This is a genomic window from Kribbella endophytica, assembly GCF_054781295.1.
Genome location: NZ_BAAGUR010000001.1, coordinates 2,315,110 through 2,332,857 on the forward strand (window position 1 = coordinate 2,315,110; position 17,748 = coordinate 2,332,857).

The window sequence follows — 17,748 nt, forward strand, 5'->3', positions numbered from 1 at the left end:
AGCTCCAAAGAAAGAAAGTGAAACAGGAAAGAGTCAGGAGAATCGGGGCAGGTGATGAGCGATCTGCTTGCGCCACCACGGCCAGTCGTGAGCTACGTCGTGTCCCCACAGGTCCAGCTCGTGGGGGATGCCCTTCGCCGCCAGCAGCGCGGCGGTGGCGCGGGCCGACGGCAGCGAGCCGGTCGGGTGCGTCTCCCAGTCGCCCTGCCCGACGGTGAGGACCAGGAAGATCCGGCTGCGCAGCCACTCCAGGTGGTCGCCGTCCAGGTTGGGCAGGTAGTCCACCGGGTTGTTGAAGTACGTCGCGTCGCCGCGGTCGCCCCAGGCGTGCCAGCTGGACGCGTCGTAGTTGCCGGACTGGCAGATCGCGATCGGGAACAGGTCGGCCCGCTTCAGCGCGAAGTTCAGCGCGTGGAAGGCGCCCAGGCTGCAGCCGGTGGTGATGATGTCCGCGGCGCCCGGAGTGTCCCGGCCGATCGCCGGCACCACCTGGTCGAGGATCCACGACTCGTACAGCCCGTGCCGGCGAGCGCGCTCCTCCAGCGGGATGCTGCGGTCGGACCAGCTCACGTGGTCGTAGGAGTCGACGCAGTACAGCTTCACCCGGCCGGCCTCGATCAGGTCCGCCACGGCGCCGACCATGCCGTTGTTCTCGTAGTCCCAGGCCCGGCCCTGCTCACTGGGGAAGACCAGGACCGGCCGGCCGTAGTGGCCGTAGCGGATCACTGTGCCCGGACGGTCCAGCCCCGGCGCGTCCAGTTCGACCTGCTCACGTTCCACGCGGCCTCACCCCTTCACTGTCCTGCCGGTAACCCTCGCACGACTTCAGGTCGGCTGTCTGGTCCCCGCGCGTCCCGCGACCGGTCCGAGCAGGGCGACGACTACAGCGAGTACAGCGACCCCGGCCAGGGCGGCAGGCAACGACCAGACGCTGGAGGCCGCGCCGACCGCGGCCGGGCCGAGCAGGAAGCCCAGGTAGGCGATCGTGGTGACGGTGGAGATCGCACCGGCCCGCCGCTCGGGTCCGGCCCAGGCACCGGCCATGCTGATGATCGTCGGCGCGCAGACCGACGTACCGAGCCCTGCGATACCTACGCCGACGAGTGCCACCCAGGCGTTGCCCGCTGTAGCGGCCAGTAGCGAGCCGACGGCTGCAACGGCGCCTCCGGCAACCAGTAGCTGGGCTGGGCGGAGTCGGGCGAGCAGTGCGTTGCCGCTGATGCGTCCGGTCGCTGCAGCTGCGGCAAACACGGCCGGCGCGCTCGATGCGAGACCAGGTGCCGCGCCCAGTGAGGTGTCGAGGTGTACGGCGCTCCAGCTCTGCCAGGCGTTCTCCACGACGTACGCGAGAGCGCAGAGCCCACCGAAGACGAGCAGGGCGGGCTCCAGACGTCGCCGCTTGGGCTTGTCGGCCTGGACGGCGACAGAGCGGGGTGAGTTCGGGTGGAGCAGCAGTACGGCGACCAGCGCGATCACCACGAACACACCGCCCAGCACCGGCAGAGCCCCGGCGCCTGCTGAGCGCAGACCCGCGGTGCTCAGGCTGGAGACCACCACGGCGATCGAGAACAGGCCGTGGGCCAGGTTCATCAGCGGCTTGCTGGTCTCGGCCTCGGCCGCCGTACCGGTCGCGTTGATCGCCACGTCGGTGGCGCCCGACGTCACGCCGAGCAGGAACAGGGCTGCACCGAGTGTGACCGCCGAGCCTGCGAAGGCCGGCAGGACTCCGCAGGCGCCGAACAGTACGACGACCACCGGCAGCACCACACCGCCGTACCGGTCCATCAGGTAGCCGGTGAAGCGCATCGAGACCAGGGCGCCAAGGCCGACCATGAGCAGCGCGCCGCCGAGCTGGGCGTCGCTGACGCCCGCCTCCGAGCGGACCGCGGGCAGGATCGCCCCCCACGCTCCCCAGAAGAGTCCGAACGCGCCGAAGCCTGCGAGTGTTCTGAGCACCCGCTCTACCCTAGGCGGCCCAGACCCGCTGCAGCAGCTCGATTAGACAGGGGTCGAAGGTGTCGCGCCAGGCGGTGAAGTTGTGCATGTCCGGCGACTCGTTGAAGTCGACCTCCAGGCCGAGCGTGGCCAGGTGCGCGGCCATCACGCGGTTGTTGTGCACGTTCTCCTCCGGCGTGCCGGCGGTCATCGCGATCTCCGGCGTGCTCGGCGCGGAGGTTGCCGCGAGCACCTGGTTCACGAAGCCGGTCACCTCGGCGTAGTACTCGAAGTCGGACTCCTGCGGGTCCGTGGTGAGCGTGAAGAACGAGCCCGACTGAAGGAACAGCCCGGCGAAGGTCCCGGGGTGGTTCCACTCGGCGTACAGCGCGGCGAGCGCGCCGAGGCTCGCGCCCATCAGCACGGGCTGCTTGCTCTTGTACTGCGTGGTGATCGCGGGCAGCACGTGCTCGACAAGCGTCTCCGCGTACGACGGGTTGGCGGCGTACCAGAGATTGCGCGACCCCGGCCGGACCAGCGCCAGCCGGAACGGCGGAAGCGTGCCCTCGGCCACCATCGCGCCGGCGAAGTGCGTGAGCCCGGCGTACATGGCGAACTCGGGCCCGTCGTGCGACAGCAGCAGCGGTAGCTCGAACGACGGCGCGATCCCGTCCGGCGCCCACACCTGGACGTCGACCGGCCCGACCGGTGAGGTCTCGACCGGCAGCGGAGTCAGCCCCGACGTGATCGGCTCGACCGAGATCCAGGCGGGCTCGACGTACCCGGGCAGCGGCAGCCACGAGTGCTCGCCGAACGCGCCGCCGACCACGCGCGGGTTGGTCGGGTCGGTCCGCATCCCGGTGTCGGCGACGTCGAACAGGTACTCCATCCGGTGCACCGAGGGCCGTGGGAGCCGCAGTTCCCAGCCGTACTGGACCGGTTTGAACTCCAGCTGCTCGGCCGCGAGCCCGAGCTCCTCCCACAGCCGTACGCCGGGCAGCGCGTGCTCGGGGTCGGCGAGGCGGAACACCACCTCGGCCCCCTCGACCGCGCTCTTCACCTCGTCAGGCATCCGACCACGGTACGTCCCACGCTCCGGAAGCCGGTCATCGCGTGATCACTGACACACCCTGTCAGCGTTTCGGCGTACCGTCGAAGGATGGTCGATCTCGAGGACATCCGCGCCGCGACCGCCGACCTGCCCCGCAGCTACGAGGTGCTGGTCCGTGACAGCATCAAGTGGCGGGTCGGGCAGATCGTCTACCTCGCGGTCTCACCGGACGAGCAGACGATGGGCATCGCGTTCCCCAAGGAGGAGCGCGATGCGGCGATCGCAGCCGAGCCGGACAAGTTCTTCCGGCCGAAGCCGTCGGACGAACGCTTCCGCTGGATCCAGGTCCACCTGGACGCGATCGACGCCGACGAGCTGCGCGAACTGGTCCTGGACGCCTGGTCGATGGTCGTCCCGAAGAAGGTACGCGCCGAGGTTTTCCGGTAGCCGTCAGTAGCCCTGGGCAACTATCTCCTCCCTGAGGATGAGGCCCCTGCGACCTGGGGGCGACTTCCGTCACAGCAGGATCGTCCCGGCGGCCGATGGCTGCGCGCCGGATTCCTTGCAGGCTTGGGGGTATGACCGGAGACTTCCTACCCCGCCGCCGCCAGGCGTCGGTGCTCAGCCAGATCCTGACCGTCCTGCTCGTGCTCGCCGTCGTCGCGGGTGTCTTCTGGCTCTTCTTTTAGACGAGCACAGTTAGGACTCCCACCGAACCTCGGCCTCACCCGGCCGGACCACCCCGGCCTCGTAGGCGACCACCACGGCCTGCACCCGGCTCGACAACCCCAGCTTCGACAAGACGCTGCTGACATGGGTCTTCACCGTCGTCTCGCTGACGAACAGCTTCGCCGCGAGATCCCGGTTCGACAGCCCGCGGGCCATCCACACCAGTACGTCGCGCTCCCGTTCGCTCAGCTGTGACAGCGCCCCGGTCCACCGCCCGGCGTCCTGCGGCGCCGGTGCGGTCTCCCCGCCGTTCCCGACTTTGCGCTCCAGCTCCACGCACCGCTCGAGCAGCACCCGCGTCGACGCCGGATCCACCAGCGAGTCCCCACGATGCACAGCCCGTACGGCGGACACCAGCAGATCCGGGTCCGTGTCCTTCAGCAGGAACCCCGAAGCACCGGCCCGTACGGCGCTCAGCACGTACGCCTCGTCGTCGAACGTCGTCAGCACCAGGACCGCGGGCTTGCTCTTCCCCGCCGCCTGGTTGGCGCGGGTGATCCGCTCGGTCGCGACCAGCCCGTCCATCACCGGCATCCGGATGTCCATCAGCACGACGTCCGGGTCGAACTGATCGACCATCCGCAGCGCTTCCTCACCGTCGCCGGCCTGCGCGACCGTGGTCAGGTCGGCCTCGTGGTCGAGAATCATCGCGAGCCCGGTCCGGATCACGCCCTGGTCGTCGGCGACCAGCACCCGGATCTGATCCGTCATCTCTGCTCACTCATCTCTGCGGCGGCAACCATGCCTGCACTCTCCATCCACCCAGTGGTCCAGCGGCCACGGCCAGTGTGCCGCCGACAGCCAGCGCGCGTTCGCGCATTCCGATCAGTCCGTTGCCGCGGCCGCTCTCGCTCCGCCGGGCGGTTTCCAGCACGTTCACCGGTGGTGGCCCACCGCTGCCGTTGTCGTCGATGGTCAGCAACTCGCCCTGCGGCCCACTCTGCCAGCTCACCTGAGCCGCCGAGGCCTTCGCGTGCACCATCACGTTGGTCAGCGCTTCCTGAATGATCCGTACGGCGGTCAGGTCGGTGGCGCTGGTCAGCTCGCGACTGCGGGTCGGGAGGTTCATCGTGACGTCCACCCCGACGGCCTTGAGCCGGTCGCCCATCCGGGCGACGTCGGCCAGGTCCGGCACCGGAGCGGTCTCGGCGCCGCCGCCGGGCGACGCCGTGTTGAGCACCCGGACCGTCTCGCGCATCGCGGTCAGCGCTTCCTTGCCGCTGGTGATGATCCAGCGGACCGCCTCGCGCAGGGCGGCCGGGTTCTGGTCGGCGACCCGGTCGGCGGCCTGGGCCCGGATCACCACCGCGCTCATGTGGTGCGAGACCACGTCGTGCAGGTCACGGGCGATCCTGGTCCGCTCGGCCGCCGCGACCCGCTCAGCCTCGATCTTGCGCAGCCGGACCAGCTCGGCGTTCCGGTTCTCCAGCACGAGGACGGACTTGCGGCGGCGCAGGGCGTTCGCGCCGAGCAGCACCATGCCGGCGATCAGCGCCTCGGCGAAGACGAACAGCGAGACGTCGATGTAGCCGTACAGGCTGTAGAGATCGCTCGGCAGGTTGCGGTAGCGCCGGCTGATCACGACGTCGGAGTTGGCCAGGACGAGCGCGACCACGGTCGGCAGCCCGATCATCAGCCCGGCCAGGCTGCCCATGGTGAAGAACAGACAGGTGAACCGCCGGACGCCGCTGGCCGCCGCGACGTACCCGACGACGAGCAGCGGGACGAGATGGATCTCGGACTGCAGGGCCGCGTTGCTGATCACCGGCTGCCCGAAGACGTGGAAGCCCGCCTGCGAGGCCAGGCCGGTGCCGGCCGCGGCGTACACGAAGGGGTAGAGCAGCGCGACGAAGACAAGCGTCGTCCGGGGCAGACTGCGGCCGCAGGCGACCGTGATCACCAGGAACAGGCCGGTCACCACCGAGACGCTCGGGTTGGCCGGGCGCAACGAACTGTCGCTGACCACCGCGAGTGCGAGGAACCAGCCGACGCCGATCAGCGCAGCGAGCAGCACATCACGCTGCAGCTGCGACATCCCCCGCCAAAGGCTCCACACCTAGCTCAGCGTAGTCGCGGCAATCAGTAACCGGTTCCTTCGCCCGAACGGGCAAAAGCTCCAACTTTAGGACGAGGTGACGCGTCGGACCTGCTACCAGGGTCCGACTTCCGGTCGCGCAGGACGGTCCCTGGGAGGGATGTGACCGGCGCCGTGAACCGAGAGGCTGTACCCCATGAACTACGAGGAGCCGCCGCGGCGGAGTCTGTCGGTCCGGGCCCGGTTGCTGTCCGTGACCGGGATCGCAGTCCTTGCCTCGTTGCTGGTCTGGCACGGGCAGCTGGCGGACTTCCTCGGCTTCGACTCGCCGGGGGACAAGGCACCGGTGATCGGCGGCGCGGGAGCGCCGGACACGAAGCCGCTGCGCGCCGACGACGACGTACCGAGTACGCCGGTCAGCAAGCCGACCGTCACCCCCAAGCCGAAGCCCAAGCCGACGAAGCCGCCGAAGAAGAAGCCGAAGCCGACCACGAGCGAGAACGGCCAGTACGACGAGGAGTCGACCGAGGGCATGTCCCCCAAGCTGCGGTCCCGGTTGCTGAAGGCCATGGCAGCCGCGAAGGCCGACGGGGTCAGCCTCCGGATCAACTCCGGCCGTCGCAGCGCCACCAAGCAGCGGCGCCTGCTGGACGAGGCGATCGTCAAGTACGGCTCGTACAAGGCAGCGGTCCGCTGGGTCCTGCCGCCGGAGTTCTCCGAGCACGTGAAGGGCCGCGCGGTCGACATCACGCCCGCGGCCGGCGCGAAGTGGCTCGAGCTGAACGGCTACCGCTACGGGATCTGCCGCCGCTACGACAACGAGCCGTGGCACTTCGAAGCCCTGACCACGCCGGGACGCAAGTGCCCGGCCCGCGAACCCTACGCACTCGCCAAATAACCAGGAGCGCCCGATATGACGATGACCATGCCCGTGACCAGCACCCGGCTTTCCACCCGTCGCCGCAATCGCCCGGTCGTTCCCGCGCTGTGGCGCCAGGTCGTCCGCGGCGGCGCCCGAGGAGAGGACCACGCCGTGCAGCCCGAGCCCGACCGGTCGGCGTACACGCAGCTGGAGATCTACGACGCCGTGCTGGCCGCCTTCGACCGGCGCGACGAGGTGCTCGACGTGATCGCCGCGGCCCCGGACCGGCACACCGCCGTACGGCGGGTGCGCGCGCTGCTCGCCGTCAGCCAGGGGCAGGCGGCCGCGGTCGTGGACCTGCCGCTGCACCGCTTCACCACCGGGACCCGCGACCGGATGCGGCTGCGCGCGACCGAGCTGCGCAAGGCACTCACCCGCTGAGGCTTCCGTCGTTTTCCTTGTCCGGACGCGCGCGAAGGTGTGGGGATTTGATCGGGCGAGGAAGATGGTTACGTGATCACACTCGAGCAGGCGAAGCGGTTGAAGAAGGCCGGCGCGCTCTGGGTGCCGGGCGCGGGTGACCGGTTCGTCGTCCCGGACCGGGAGATGGACGACGACGTGTTCGTGGTCAGCGACATGACCGTCGAGGTGCACGACTACCCCGGCGGCAAGGTGATCGGCTTCAACGGGACCACCGAGTGGGCGCTGGACAGCATCGAGCAGCGTGAGGTGATCTGGCTGCCCCGCGAGGAGCAGCTGCGCACGCTGCTCGGCGGGCAGTTCGTCAGCCTGGAGGCGACCGACGACGGCTACACGGTCCGCACCAAGGGCGGCTCGACGTCCGCTCCGGACGCCGAGCAGGCGTACGCCGACGCAGTGCTCGACCTGCTGGAGTGACTCAGCGGGCCGTCGGGCGCCAGTACTGCTTCTTGTCCTGGTCCCGTACGACGTAACCGAGCTTCGCGATCTCGCCGCGGAGCTCGCGCAGGTCCGCCTTGGAGTCGATGGATTTCGCCCGGGCGCGCAGGACGGCGTTGACCGCGGGCGGCAGCTCCGGGTCGTCCTCGACCCAGCGGCGGAAGCGATCGCCGTACGGGTCGCCGCCGTCGGACCACGGGTAGCCATGAGCGCGGAACGCGGCACCGATCTTGGGAGTGTCGCCCTTGAGCTGGTCGTGCTTCTCGCGAGCCAGTTCGAGCGAGTCGCGGTCCTGCAGGACCAGTTCCTTGCCGTCCAGGAAGACCGCGGCGACCCGCTCGCGCGGGATGACGGTGGTCTTCTCGTTCTTCAGCAGCTCGACGTCGTTGTTCGTGACCGTGATGCGCAGGGTGTCGTCCATCGCGATCGCGCCGAGCAGGAAACCGGCGACCAGGCCGACGGCGATCGTGATCAGCTGCACCCACCAGCCGTCCCAGCCGGCGATCGCCTCGAACAGGCCCTGCCAGGGGACCCAGCGCAGGTCGGCGGCCCAGTCCGCGATCCGCGGCAGGAAGAAGCCGAGCGCCCCGCCGACCAGCGGCAGTCCGCCGTACAGCAGGATCTTGTCGGTCGCCGAGTGCCCGACCACCGTCTTGGTGTCCGTCGGCATGGTCGTGCTCCCTTGGTCGCGGATCGTCACTGGTGATCGACGCTAACAGCGCGCCACGCCGGGGGTCAGCCGTTGAGACGGTTCGCGATACCGAAGTCGGTGCCTGCGAACCTGGTCGAGACCAAAGTCGCAGTACGAGAAGGAGCTCCGCATGGCTGAGGGAATCTGGTTGCGCTTCCTGTCCGGGCCCGAGATCGAGTCGCTCGGACTCACCCGGACGGAGATCGTGGACGCCGTCGAAGAGGCGGTCCGCGACCACGGCGAGGGGCAGACCAGCTTCGAGCCGCGGGTGCACCTGGTCCCCGACAACGGTGGGATCGGGCACTTCAACGTGCTCCGCGGGCATCTCAACCGGCTCGGCGAGCACGGCGTCAGCGGGGTCAAGGTGGTCGGCGACTTCGTCCCGAACTACCAGGTCGGGCTGCCGAGCGAGCTGGCCGTGGCGACGCTGTTCGACCCGACGACGGGCGTGCCGCTGGCGATCCTGGACGCGACGATGATCACCGCTGCCCGGACGGGGGCGATGACTACGGTCGGGGCGCGGCATCTCGCGCGGCGGGACAGCAAGATCCTCGGGCACGCTGGGGCGCGCGGTACGGCGTGGTGGAACGTGACGATGCTGGATGATCTCTTCGACCTGGAGGAGATCCGGGTGACGTCGCGGCGGCCGGAGTCGCGGGAGAAGTTCGCCGCGGAGCTGTCGGAGGAGCTGTCGACGCCCGTGCGCGTGGTGGCGACTGCTGAGGAGGCGTTCGACGGCGCTGATGTGATCGTCGAGGCGACGCGGTTGAACGAGCCGGAGGTGTTGTTGCGTACGGCGGCGGTGAAGCCTGGGGCGTTTGTTGTTCCGTACGGGACGGTGAGTGCGGTCGAGCTGGATCTGCTGGATGTGATCGACAAGGTGGTCGTCGACGACTGGCGTGAGGCGCAGTCGGGGCGGTTCGGGTCTTTGCGTCGGCATGTCGACACGGGGCGGTTGTCGCCTTCGTCGTTGCACGCTGAACTGGGCGAGATCGTCGCGGGTCAGAAGCCTGGACGGGAGACCGACGCCGAGCGCACGCTGCTGTGGCACCGCGGCCTCTCGCTGCTCGACGTCGCCATCGCCCACCTGATCCTCCGCCGAGCCGAGCAGTCCGAGATCGGCACGATGCTCAGGTTCCACTGATGCTGATCGAACGCGCTGAAGACCTCACGCTCGCTTCCCCTGGGCCCTTGGAGCTTTCGCCTGCCCTGCTGGCCTCCCTCCGCTTGAACCGCGAACGCCTGCTGGACGCGTTGTCCTCCGGGACTCCCGTCTACGGCGTGAACACCGGCATGGGCGCCATGAGCAAACGCCGCCTCGACGAGTCCGAACAACGAGTCCACCAACGCAACCTGCTCCTCGGGCGTGCCGTAGGTGGTGCCCCTTGGCTCCCGTACGCCGAAGCCCGAGCCGTCGTCCTCACCCGCCTCCGAACCTTCCTCACCGGCGACGCAGGAGTGTCAGCCGAGCTGTGTCTCCAGCTGGTCGCCCTACTCAACAGCGGCTACGTCCCAGCTATCCCCCTGGAGGGAGCAGGCTCCGCCGGCGAAATCATCCCCCTAGCCCACGCCTCCGGCCCACTGGTAGGAATCGGGACAGTGCTGGATGCCGAAGGCAACCTATACCCCGCAACTGAAAGTTCTTTTGAACTGGGTCCCAAGGAAGGAATTGCTTTACTGGCTGGCGTTCCGGGGGCTACTGGGCGGGTTTGGCTGCAGGTAGAAGCTTTGACTCTGTTGGTAGAGCGGATGGGGGAGGTGGCTGCGGGGGCTTTGGCTGTGGTCGGGGGTAGTCGGGATCCTTATGACCGGCGGGTGGGGCGGGGGGATGAGGTGTTGGCGGGGGAGCAGGCGAGGATTCTTCAGCTTGCTGGGGATGAGATGTCTCCGGTGGCGCTGCAGGCGCCGGTTTCGTTTCGGGTGGCGGGACAGGTGGTCTCGCATGTCAGGCGGACGGTTGTGCGGCTGGCGGAAGCGGTTGACCGTGGACTGGACGGGGTTACTGATTCTCCGGCGTTCCTGGAGGGCGAGTTCCTGGGGACTGCCGGGTTTCACGGGATCGACCTGGCGGCGCACTGCGATCACGTGGTGGCCGCGTTGACGCATGCGGCGGAGGTGTCGACGGCTCGGATTCATCGACTGTTGGATCCTGCGGTGACGGGGCTACCGGCGCAGTTGGCGCGCGTGCCCGGGCCGCAGGCGGGGCTCGTGTCCGTGCACAAACGCGCGGCGGCGACCACGCACGCGCTGCGGCGGCTCTCGTTGCCTGCGGCAATCGGTGCGATGGAGACGTCCAACGGGCAGGAAGATGTCCAGACCTTCACCTGGGAAGCAGCCGGAAACCTCACAACCGCGGTTCGGTTGGCGCGCGAAGTCGTTGCGGCTGAGTTGCTGGTGGTGCACCAGGCGTTCGCCTTGTCCGAGCGTGAAACGCCTGCTGGGCTGGAGGAATTGCACGCCGCCGTACAGGCGGTGGTTCCCCCGATCGACGCGGACCGCCCGTTCGGGCTTGATCTGCAGGCGATTCTCGACCACGTGATGTGAGTGCTCACGGCAACAGGTTGTTTGCCCTCGGTAACCGCGGGTACCCGGCCGTCGTACAGAAGTTGCCGTCGACAAGCAGAACGGGGATGAGTCCAGATGAGCACCGCGCAGGAACTGGAACGCACCATCGGGCAGGACGTCTACGACGTGGAGGGCCAGAAGGTCGGCACCGCCGCGAACCTGTACGCCTCCGACCTGTCCGGTGAGCCGGAGTGGGTGACGGTGAAGACCGGCCTGTTCGGCAGCAAGGAGTCGTTCGTCCCGCTGGCCGGCGCGCACGCCGAGCAGGACGGGCTGCACGTCGGGCAGCGCAAGGACCTGATCAAGGACGCACCGCGGATCGACGACCAGGGTCACCTGTCGGAGGCCGAGGCGAGCGAGCTGTACCGGCACTACAGCATGCAGGCCGGCGGGATGGACCGCGGGATGGCCGACGGCAGCATGCAGCCGGGGCAGGACATGCGGACGGGCAAGGCCGGCAAGAACAAGGACATGAAGGGCGCCGGCCGCGAGGAGATGATCCGGTCCGAGGAGCGTCTGCACGCGGGCACCGAGACGGTTGAGACCGGCAAGGTGCGGCTGCACAAGCGGGTGGTGACCGAGGAGCAGCAGATCACTGTGCCGGTCAGCCACGAAGAGGTGCACGTGGTCCGCGAGCCGATCGAGAACGGTCGCGCCGGCGGCAAGATCGGTGAGGAGGACGTCGAGGTGACGCTGCACGAGGAGCGCCCGGTCGTCGCCAAGGAGACCGTCGCCGTCGAGCGCGTCGGCCTGGACACCGAGACCGTCCGCGAGGAGCAGCAGGTCAGCGAGAAGGTCCGCAAGGAGCAGGTCGAGGTCGTCGACGACGCGGACCCCAAGCACCGCAAGCGTTGATCCCACGATTCCACGGGACCGCGGGCGCCTAGGACAAGGCGCTCGCGGTCCCGTGTCTTGTCAGCTGTGAGTGACTGTTACGCCGTACAGGGTGGTCTGGCCGTAGTTGGTCGAGTCGCAGGGGGACGAGTTCGTGCAGTTGGCTTGGGTGTAGACGCCGGCCTTGAAGTAGCCGGTGGTGAAGCTGACGGGGATCGTGGTCTGCAGGACGCCGTTGTAGTAGGCCTTGATCGAGCCGTTGCTGACGACGAACTTGGCCTGGAAGCGGGTGCCGAGCACGTAGTTGCTGGTGATCAGCTTGTACTTCGTGTCGTTGTCGCGGGTGACGTACAGGCTCGAACCGTCGATCCGGAACGTCGAGCGGTCGTTGCCGTCGTGGATCTGGCCGGCGACGACCTGGCGCTTGGTGTTCGGCAGGTGGTCGATCGACTGGTCGATCACCATCGTGTGGGTGCCGGAGTTCGACGACCACTTGATCTCGCTGGTGCCGTTGCTCTCCATCTCGCGCAGCTCGGAGCGGGCGTAGCTGGTGTTCGGCGTGGTCACGCCGTTGACGGCGTTGCGGAACTGCACGCCGCTGCACGACGAGTTCGGCTTGAACCACGGGTTGACGACGTACGTGTTCAGCCGCGGCCGGGTGATCTGCAGGACCTGGGTGCCGGACTGGTTCGGATCGTCCAGCGGGAGCTGGAGCTTCCACCGGCTCAGGTTGAGCACCTCGGCGGGGTAGGTGCACGCGGGAGCGGCGGTCGCCGTACCGGCGCTGGTGAGGGCGGTCGCGCTGGCGACGAGGGCGGCAAGAAGGGCAAGGGGGCGGGTACCACGCATGGTCGAACTCCTTCTTCGGGCGGTTTATGAGGCCTTGCAGAACCTCCGGGTCAGAACCACTGGGTCTTGTCCACGACGTTGATCAGTTCCTGGCCGGCGACGAACCGCCGGCAGTTCTCCACCAGTACGGCGTACCGTCGCTCGGCCTCGTGCGGGCCGGCGCCGGCGACGTGCGGGGTGAGGACGACGTTCGGTCGGTGCCAGAGCGGGTGGTCGGCGGGAAGCGGCTCGATCTCGTAGACGTCAAGAGCGGCGCCGCGGAGTTCGCCGGCTGCTAGTGCGGCGTCGAGGTCGTCGAGGCGGACTGTTGGGCCGCGGCCGACGTTGACGAAGAGCGCGGATCGCTTGCACTGCTTGAGGAATCGGGCGTCGACCATGCCTTCGGTGGTCGGCGTGTGGGGCACGGTCAGGATCACCAGGTCGGCATCGGCCAGCTGCTTGTCCAATGCCTCGACCGGATGCACCGCGCCGAAGCCAGGAGCCTCGGTGCTGTGGGCGTCGACGCCGGTCACCGTCGTACCGAAGGCCGCGAGCAACCGGCCGATCTCGGCGCCGACCGCACCGACGCCGATGACGAGAGCTGTTGCCTCGGACAACGGGATGACCGAGGTCGGGTCCCAGTCGGGGTTCCACTCCGCGCGGGTCTGGTCCTGGACGTAGCGGGGAAGGCCGCGGGTCAACGACAAGATCAGAGCGAGAGTGTGTTCGGCGACGTGGTCGGTGTACGTCGCTCGCATGTTGGTGACGACAAGCGGGTGGGCTACGAGTTCGGGGTAGTAGAAGCCGGGCGGTGGTCCGGCTTGCTGCGCTTGGAGCCAGCGGAGTTTGGTGGTCACGGCGAGAAGCTCGGCCGGAAGGACACCGTAGGCGGCATCGGCAGTGTGCAGTGCGTCCACTACTTGGTGGGGTGGTGGGGTGAGGACGGTTAAGCCGGGTACGTCGGCCATCAGGCGGTCCGCCCAGCCAGCTGTACTTTCCCTTTGAGGTGGGATCATGACCAGCTTCATGCTGACCTCGACTGGCCGGCCTCGAAGACCTCGTGCTGCAACGGTTCATCGGCGACGTACCGGGCCAGTTCTTCGGCCATCAGGCGGCCGTGGCGGCGGCGCTCGGTGTTGAGGGTGCCGGCGAGGTGGGGCGTGACCACCACGTTGGGGAGCGTGAAGAGGGGTGAGCCGGGGAGCGGCGGCTCGGGGTCGGTGACGTCGAGGACTGCGAACAGGTCCGGGCGTTCCTGGAGTACGGCGATCAGCGCGTCCTCGTCGATCAGCGCGCCGCGGGCGGTGTTGATCAGCGTGGCATCGGGCTTCATCGAGCGGAGGAGTTCGGTGTCGACCACCTTGCGGGTCGCGGGCAGGACCGGCGCGTGGAGGCTCACCACGTCCGAGGTGGCGAAGAGCTCCTCGAGAGAGACCAGGCGGACGCCAAGCGATGCGGCGACCGCCGGGTCGACGTACGGGTCGTAGGTCTGGAGCACCAGCTCGTGCCGGCCCAGCAGGCGAGCCGCCGCGCGGCCGGTGGCGCCGAGCGACATCAGGCCGACGACCGAACCGTTGGCGCCGGGCTCGTTGGTGGCTCGGGGCAACGACTCGGAGCGGGCGCGAGAGCCGAGCACGTACCGCCAGCCGTGCTTCAGCGCGTACAGCACCTGCGCGAGCGTGAACTCGGCGACCGACGCCGCGATCACCTCGTTCGCCGTCGTCACGCGCACGCCCCGAGCCCACGACTCCGGCGTCACGATCGCGCGGACCGACCCGGCGCCGTACAGGACGAGCTTCAGCCGAGGCGCCGAGGCCAGGAGTTCGGCGGTGAGTTGCGGGCCGCCCCAGGAGGTGACGAGGACCTCGACGTCTGCGAGCAACGAAGGAGTCAGATCACCAGGCGTCAGCGGTGGTGCTGTGATCTTCAACAGCTTCTCCAGAGCCGCGCGCTCCTCCTCGCCGTACACGTCGGGGAAGCGAGCCAGGTCCATCACGTAGAGACCGTTGAGCATCAGTTGACCTCCTGGACGGCAGCGCGGATCGCCCGCTGACGGGCCGGCGAGGCGAGGCCGGCGTGGTAGTAGCGCACCTCGCTAGCACCGGCTGCGACGAGTCGGCTCACCAGCGACGGCAGTTCGTCCGGACGATCGCCGAGAGCGTTGACATTGGCAACCAGCGGTACGTCGGTGCGAGCCGACTTGAGTCGCGCGATGGCAGGCTCGGCGTCGTCCCAGCACTTCAGCGTGTACGCCGTGGGAGAAGCGGACGACAGGTCGAGCCCGACGTCCGGCCCGGTGACCTGCGGATCATCGGTTGCCATCAGCAAGATCTCGCGATCGCCCGCCAGTTGGGTGATGTCCTGGACAAGTCCGCTGATCACGGAGGCCCGATGCTCGTAGAGAGCGTTGGCCAGCGCGGGGCCGAGGGCATCGACCAGGCTGTCTCCGGCAACCACACCGTCCTGCAGTTCACGGTCGACCAGCGTTCGGATGCGCACCGCAAGCTCGTCGACCGGCAAGACCTGAGCACACGCCGCGCACGAACAGATCGACAGCAGATCCCGCGCACACGGCGACAGATCCGCGCCGCCCGTCTTCTCGTGCGCACTCAAGTGGTCGAACCCGAGCCACCCGCACGCCTCCAGCATCAGTGCCGGTACGTCGTACTGCTCGCAGACCTCCCGCACCAGCGTCAGCGCGTACTCGCGGACGTCGGGCTGCGCCGGGCAGAGCGCGTGCGCGAACCGTTCGCCGTACGCGTTGCGCACGGTGAGATCCAGCGCGGACCGCCCGAGGATCGACGAGTGGGTGAGCACCATCCACGCCTCGGTCCGCAGCCCGGCGGCGGTGAGCGTCGCGGACGCCGTACCGAACCGGTCCTCGTCCTCGACCGCCCAGCTCGGCGCCGGCGGACGAAGCCGTCCACGCCAGCGATCCGGACGCAGCCGGAAGTACGCCGCAGCGTGCTCGGCGTGCACGACCCGATGCCGCGGATGCCAGGCGGTCGTCGCCCGAACCGAGTGGTACGCCGCCTGCAACGTCACCGTGTCGACGCCGAGTGACGCGATCCGCGAAGCGCCGGCCGGATCGCCGACGAGATCCCACGTGTAGGCGAAGGCGCCGTGCCTCACCACCGCGGGATCACCGGGTTCCAGTCCGGCTGGACGGCGCGCATCGGCGTGATGTCGTCGCGGGTGTCGAACCCGCACTTCTCGTACTGTTCGGCGAGCCGCGCCAGCGAGTCGAGGTCGAGCTCGACGCCGAGTCCCGGGCCGCTCGGGACCTGCACCGCACCATCCTTGAAGCCCAGCACGCCTTGAACAACGACATCCTCGACCAGGTACGGGTAGTGCGTGTCGCAGTCGTAGGTCAGCTCGGGCGTCGCGCCGGCCAGGTGGGTCATCGCGGCCAGGCTGATCCCGAGGTGCGAGTTCGAGTGCATCGACAGGCCGATCCCGAACGTCCGGCAGATCCCGGCCAGCTCGCGGGACCGCCGCAGCCCGCCCCAGAAGTGGTGGTCCGAAAGGATCACCTGGACCGCGTCGACCAGTACGGCGGGCTTCACGTGCGCGAACTCCGTCACACACATGTTGGTGGCCAAGGGCATGGAAACCTCGCGAGCAACCGCGGCCATCCCGTCGATCCCGCCGGTCGGGTCCTCGAGGTACTCCAGGACGCCGTCCAGCTTCTTGCCGACGGCAATGCTGCTCTCGACCGTCCAGCCGGCGTTCGGGTCCAGCCGCAAGGGGTGGTTCGGGAACTCGTCGCGCAGGGCAAGGATCGCGTCGGCCTCGTCCTGCGGCGGCAGCACGCCGCCCTTCAGCTTGAGCGACTTGAAGCCCCACCCGTCCACCATCTTGCGGGCCTGCGCAACGATGCCCTCGGCATCCATCGCCTCGCCCCACCCATCAGTCGGGTAGTCCGGCAACGGTGTGTGCCCAGCCGGCTTGAAGAACAGGTAACCGCTGTACGGAACGGCGTCACGAACCTTGCCGCCGAGCAGGTCGACAACCGGCCGCCCGAGCGCCTTGCCTTGCAGGTCCCAGCAAGGGATCTCGAACGCCGAAAGCACGGTCGAGATGGTCTTCTCGTCGCTGGCTTCACCAACGAGCCCGTGCGTGGCCAGCCCGGCGCTCGCGCCGAGGGTCTCGCGGATGATCCGCTCGAGCCCGTTGAGGTCGAGTACATCCAGGCCGGTGAGGCGGGGAGCGACCTTGCGGAGGGCGTTGAGGATCGCCAGGTCGCCGAACGTCTCGCCGAGACCGGTCAGGCCCTCGTCGGTGTGCACCTGCAGGATCGAGCGCAGCGCGTACGGCTGGTGCACGCCGTGGATGTTGCGCAGCGGCGGGTCCTTCATCGCGATCGGCGTGATGTTGACGTCGGTGATCTTCATGCGGCGGCCTTCCGGACGACGGTCAGTCCCTGCTCGAGGATCTGGTCGAGCTCTTCCAGGTGCTCCGGCAGTGGGTCGGTCAACGGCGATCGCACCGATCCGACGTCGACGCCGCGACGCCGTACGGCGGCCTTGACCAGCGAGACGGCGTACCCGGCGCCCTTGTCGCGGAGCTTGACCAGCGGCAGGTAGAACTCGGTCAGCAGCTCGTCGAGACCGGCCTCGTAGGCGTGCGCGATCTCGGGAGCGAAGCAGTGAACGGCCGAGGAGTACGCCTTCACGCCCACCGCGGCGTACGAGCGCGCGGTCACCTCGGCGGTCGGGAGTCCGTTGAAGTAGGTCAGGTCCGGCGCGACGGCCATCATCCGCTGCAGCAGGTCGAGATCGCCGATGCCGTCCTTGAAGCCCTGCACGCTGGGGATCCGGGCGAGTTCGGCGACCGAGTCCGGGGTGAAGACGGCGTTGTCGCGCTGGTACGCGATCAGCGGCAGGTCGGTCGACGCGGCGAGCGCGCGGAAGTGGTCGAGCAGGCCTTGCTGCGAAGGCTTGATCAGGTACGGCGGGAGAACCAGCAGGCCGTCGGCCCCGGCGTCGCGGGCTGCGGCGGCGTACTGCTTGGCCATCGCGGTGCCGTAGCCGGTGCCCGCGAAGACGGGGAGTGCGCCGGCGGTCTCGGCCACCGCGGCGCGGACCGCTTCGGCGTACTCGTCGAGCGTGAGCGAGAAGAACTCGCCGGTCCCGCAGCAGGCGAAGATCGCGGCCGGGCCGGCGTCGATCTGGTGTCGCAGGTGCTCGCGGTACGGCCCGAGGGCCAGCTCGCCGGCGGCGTCGAACGCCGTCACCGGGAAGGACGAGAGACGGTCCAGCTGCATGGAATCACCCTTCGAGTACTTCGGTAAGCGCTTG

At 68.7% G+C, this 17,748-nt stretch carries 19 protein-coding genes; 7 read left to right on the forward strand and 12 right to left on the reverse strand.

Annotated features, from left to right (window positions below):
* Positions 1–33: 33 nt before the first annotated feature.
* The 3 genes from ACYVIO_RS11015 to ACYVIO_RS11025 are packed head-to-tail and all read right to left on the reverse strand — an operon-like array spanning position 34 to position 3,007.
* Complete coding sequence (locus ACYVIO_RS11015; protein ID WP_460650578.1) at positions 34–780, reverse strand: esterase family protein; 747 nt, start codon at positions 778–780, stop codon at positions 34–36.
* A gap of 45 nt (positions 781–825) precedes the next feature.
* Complete coding sequence (locus ACYVIO_RS11020) at positions 826–1,956, reverse strand: MFS transporter (RefSeq protein WP_460650579.1); 1,131 nt, start codon at positions 1,954–1,956, stop codon at positions 826–828.
* A 10-nt stretch (positions 1,957–1,966) separates the two neighbouring features.
* Entirely contained in the window at positions 1,967–3,007 is a 1,041-nt protein-coding gene (locus ACYVIO_RS11025; RefSeq protein ID WP_460650580.1) for an alpha/beta hydrolase, read from the reverse strand.
* A gap of 87 nt (positions 3,008–3,094) precedes the next feature.
* Here ACYVIO_RS11025 and ACYVIO_RS11030 point away from each other — a divergent pair, with 87 nt between their 5' ends.
* Positions 3,095–3,433: an MmcQ/YjbR family DNA-binding protein gene (locus ACYVIO_RS11030; RefSeq protein ID WP_460650581.1), complete on the forward strand. Its 339-nt coding sequence runs from the start codon at positions 3,095–3,097 to the stop codon at positions 3,431–3,433.
* Between the two features lie 252 nt (positions 3,434–3,685).
* Here the strand turns inward: ACYVIO_RS11030 and ACYVIO_RS11035 are convergent, their stop codons facing one another.
* Both ACYVIO_RS11035 and ACYVIO_RS11040 read right to left on the reverse strand, forming a co-directional pair.
* Complete coding sequence (locus ACYVIO_RS11035) at positions 3,686–4,426, reverse strand: response regulator (protein WP_460650582.1); 741 nt, start codon at positions 4,424–4,426, stop codon at positions 3,686–3,688.
* Between the two features lie 10 nt (positions 4,427–4,436).
* Positions 4,437–5,750 (reverse strand): sensor histidine kinase, encoded by a 1,314-nt coding sequence (locus ACYVIO_RS11040; protein WP_460650583.1) that lies wholly within the window; start codon positions 5,748–5,750, stop codon positions 4,437–4,439.
* A gap of 196 nt (positions 5,751–5,946) precedes the next feature.
* Here ACYVIO_RS11040 and ACYVIO_RS11045 point away from each other — a divergent pair, with 196 nt between their 5' ends.
* From ACYVIO_RS11045 to ACYVIO_RS11055, 3 genes are all read left to right on the forward strand, one after another.
* Positions 5,947–6,648 (forward strand): M15 family metallopeptidase, encoded by a 702-nt coding sequence (locus ACYVIO_RS11045; RefSeq protein WP_460650584.1) that lies wholly within the window; start codon positions 5,947–5,949, stop codon positions 6,646–6,648.
* A gap of 21 nt (positions 6,649–6,669) precedes the next feature.
* A complete protein-coding gene (locus ACYVIO_RS11050; RefSeq protein WP_460650585.1) occupies positions 6,670–7,053 on the forward strand; it encodes a hypothetical protein in 384 nt (127 codons plus the stop codon).
* A gap of 72 nt (positions 7,054–7,125) precedes the next feature.
* A complete protein-coding gene (locus ACYVIO_RS11055) occupies positions 7,126–7,509 on the forward strand; it encodes a pilus assembly protein CpaE (protein ID WP_460650586.1) in 384 nt (127 codons plus the stop codon).
* Between the two features lies 1 nt (position 7,510).
* Here ACYVIO_RS11055 and ACYVIO_RS11060 read toward each other — a convergent pair whose 3' ends face one another.
* Positions 7,511–8,200, reverse strand: a complete 690-nt coding sequence (locus tag ACYVIO_RS11060) for a YqeB family protein (protein ID WP_460650587.1) — start codon at positions 8,198–8,200, stop codon at positions 7,511–7,513.
* A 151-nt stretch (positions 8,201–8,351) separates the two neighbouring features.
* On the opposite strand from ACYVIO_RS11060, the gene ACYVIO_RS11065 reads away from it, so the two are divergent.
* From ACYVIO_RS11065 to ACYVIO_RS11075, 3 genes are all read left to right on the forward strand, one after another.
* The gene (locus ACYVIO_RS11065) at positions 8,352–9,365 is read left to right on the forward strand and encodes an ornithine cyclodeaminase family protein (RefSeq protein ID WP_460650588.1); all 1,014 of its coding nucleotides are present in this window, start codon (positions 8,352–8,354) and stop codon (positions 9,363–9,365) included.
* Positions 9,365–10,765 carry an aromatic amino acid lyase gene (locus ACYVIO_RS11070; RefSeq protein WP_460650589.1) on the forward strand — a complete coding sequence of 467 codons (1,401 nt, stop codon included), beginning with the start codon at positions 9,365–9,367 and terminating at the stop codon, positions 10,763–10,765. Before ACYVIO_RS11065 ends, ACYVIO_RS11070 begins: the two co-directional genes overlap by 1 nt.
* A gap of 96 nt (positions 10,766–10,861) precedes the next feature.
* Complete coding sequence (locus ACYVIO_RS11075; RefSeq protein WP_460650590.1) at positions 10,862–11,641, forward strand: DUF2382 domain-containing protein; 780 nt, start codon at positions 10,862–10,864, stop codon at positions 11,639–11,641.
* Positions 11,642–11,701: 60 nt separating this feature from the next.
* Here ACYVIO_RS11075 and ACYVIO_RS11080 read toward each other — a convergent pair whose 3' ends face one another.
* From ACYVIO_RS11080 to ACYVIO_RS11105, 6 genes are all read right to left on the reverse strand, one after another.
* Complete coding sequence (locus ACYVIO_RS11080; RefSeq protein WP_460650591.1) at positions 11,702–12,469, reverse strand: polysaccharide lyase family 7 protein; 768 nt, start codon at positions 12,467–12,469, stop codon at positions 11,702–11,704.
* 50 nt (positions 12,470–12,519) lie between these two features.
* Entirely contained in the window at positions 12,520–13,305 is a 786-nt protein-coding gene (locus ACYVIO_RS11085; protein ID WP_460650592.1) for a D-2-hydroxyacid dehydrogenase, read from the reverse strand.
* A 167-nt stretch (positions 13,306–13,472) separates the two neighbouring features.
* Positions 13,473–14,462 carry a hydroxyacid dehydrogenase gene (locus ACYVIO_RS11090; RefSeq protein WP_460650593.1) on the reverse strand — a complete coding sequence of 330 codons (990 nt, stop codon included), beginning with the start codon at positions 14,460–14,462 and terminating at the stop codon, positions 13,473–13,475.
* Positions 14,462–15,583 (reverse strand): hypothetical protein, encoded by a 1,122-nt coding sequence (locus ACYVIO_RS11095; protein ID WP_460650594.1) that lies wholly within the window; start codon positions 15,581–15,583, stop codon positions 14,462–14,464. The genes ACYVIO_RS11090 and ACYVIO_RS11095 overlap by 1 nt, the downstream gene beginning before the upstream one ends.
* Complete coding sequence (locus ACYVIO_RS11100) at positions 15,577–16,842, reverse strand: glucarate dehydratase family protein (RefSeq protein WP_460650595.1); 1,266 nt, start codon at positions 16,840–16,842, stop codon at positions 15,577–15,579. Before ACYVIO_RS11100 ends, ACYVIO_RS11095 begins: the two co-directional genes overlap by 7 nt.
* Positions 16,839–17,714 carry a 5-dehydro-4-deoxyglucarate dehydratase gene (locus ACYVIO_RS11105; RefSeq protein WP_460650596.1) on the reverse strand — a complete coding sequence of 292 codons (876 nt, stop codon included), beginning with the start codon at positions 17,712–17,714 and terminating at the stop codon, positions 16,839–16,841. The genes ACYVIO_RS11100 and ACYVIO_RS11105 overlap by 4 nt, the downstream gene beginning before the upstream one ends.
* Between the last annotated feature and the right edge of the window lie 34 nt (positions 17,715–17,748).

What these genes read in the sequence shown, in the direction of transcription:
- ACYVIO_RS11025 (WP_460650580.1), bottom strand. Translation starts at nt 3,007, where the DNA reads ATGCCTGACGAGGTGAAGAGCGCGGTCGAGGGGGCCGAGGTGGTGTTC.
- ACYVIO_RS11030 (WP_460650581.1), top strand. Translation starts at nt 3,095, where the DNA reads ATGGTCGATCTCGAGGACATCCGCGCCGCGACCGCCGACCTGCCCCGC.
- ACYVIO_RS11035 (WP_460650582.1), bottom strand. Translation starts at nt 4,426, where the DNA reads ATGACGGATCAGATCCGGGTGCTGGTCGCCGACGACCAGGGCGTGATC.
- ACYVIO_RS11040 (WP_460650583.1), bottom strand. Translation starts at nt 5,750, where the DNA reads ATGTCGCAGCTGCAGCGTGATGTGCTGCTCGCTGCGCTGATCGGCGTC.
- ACYVIO_RS11045 (WP_460650584.1), top strand. Translation starts at nt 5,947, where the DNA reads ATGAACTACGAGGAGCCGCCGCGGCGGAGTCTGTCGGTCCGGGCCCGG.
- ACYVIO_RS11050 (WP_460650585.1), top strand. Translation starts at nt 6,670, where the DNA reads ATGACCATGCCCGTGACCAGCACCCGGCTTTCCACCCGTCGCCGCAAT.
- ACYVIO_RS11060 (WP_460650587.1), bottom strand. Translation starts at nt 8,200, where the DNA reads ATGCCGACGGACACCAAGACGGTGGTCGGGCACTCGGCGACCGACAAG.
- ACYVIO_RS11065 (WP_460650588.1), top strand. Translation starts at nt 8,352, where the DNA reads ATGGCTGAGGGAATCTGGTTGCGCTTCCTGTCCGGGCCCGAGATCGAG.
- ACYVIO_RS11070 (WP_460650589.1), top strand. Translation starts at nt 9,365, where the DNA reads ATGCTGATCGAACGCGCTGAAGACCTCACGCTCGCTTCCCCTGGGCCC.
- ACYVIO_RS11075 (WP_460650590.1), top strand. Translation starts at nt 10,862, where the DNA reads ATGAGCACCGCGCAGGAACTGGAACGCACCATCGGGCAGGACGTCTAC.
- ACYVIO_RS11080 (WP_460650591.1), bottom strand. Translation starts at nt 12,469, where the DNA reads ATGCGTGGTACCCGCCCCCTTGCCCTTCTTGCCGCCCTCGTCGCCAGC.
- ACYVIO_RS11090 (WP_460650593.1), bottom strand. Translation starts at nt 14,462, where the DNA reads ATGCTCAACGGTCTCTACGTGATGGACCTGGCTCGCTTCCCCGACGTG.
- ACYVIO_RS11100 (WP_460650595.1), bottom strand. Translation starts at nt 16,842, where the DNA reads ATGAAGATCACCGACGTCAACATCACGCCGATCGCGATGAAGGACCCG.
- ACYVIO_RS11105 (WP_460650596.1), bottom strand. Translation starts at nt 17,714, where the DNA reads ATGCAGCTGGACCGTCTCTCGTCCTTCCCGGTGACGGCGTTCGACGCC.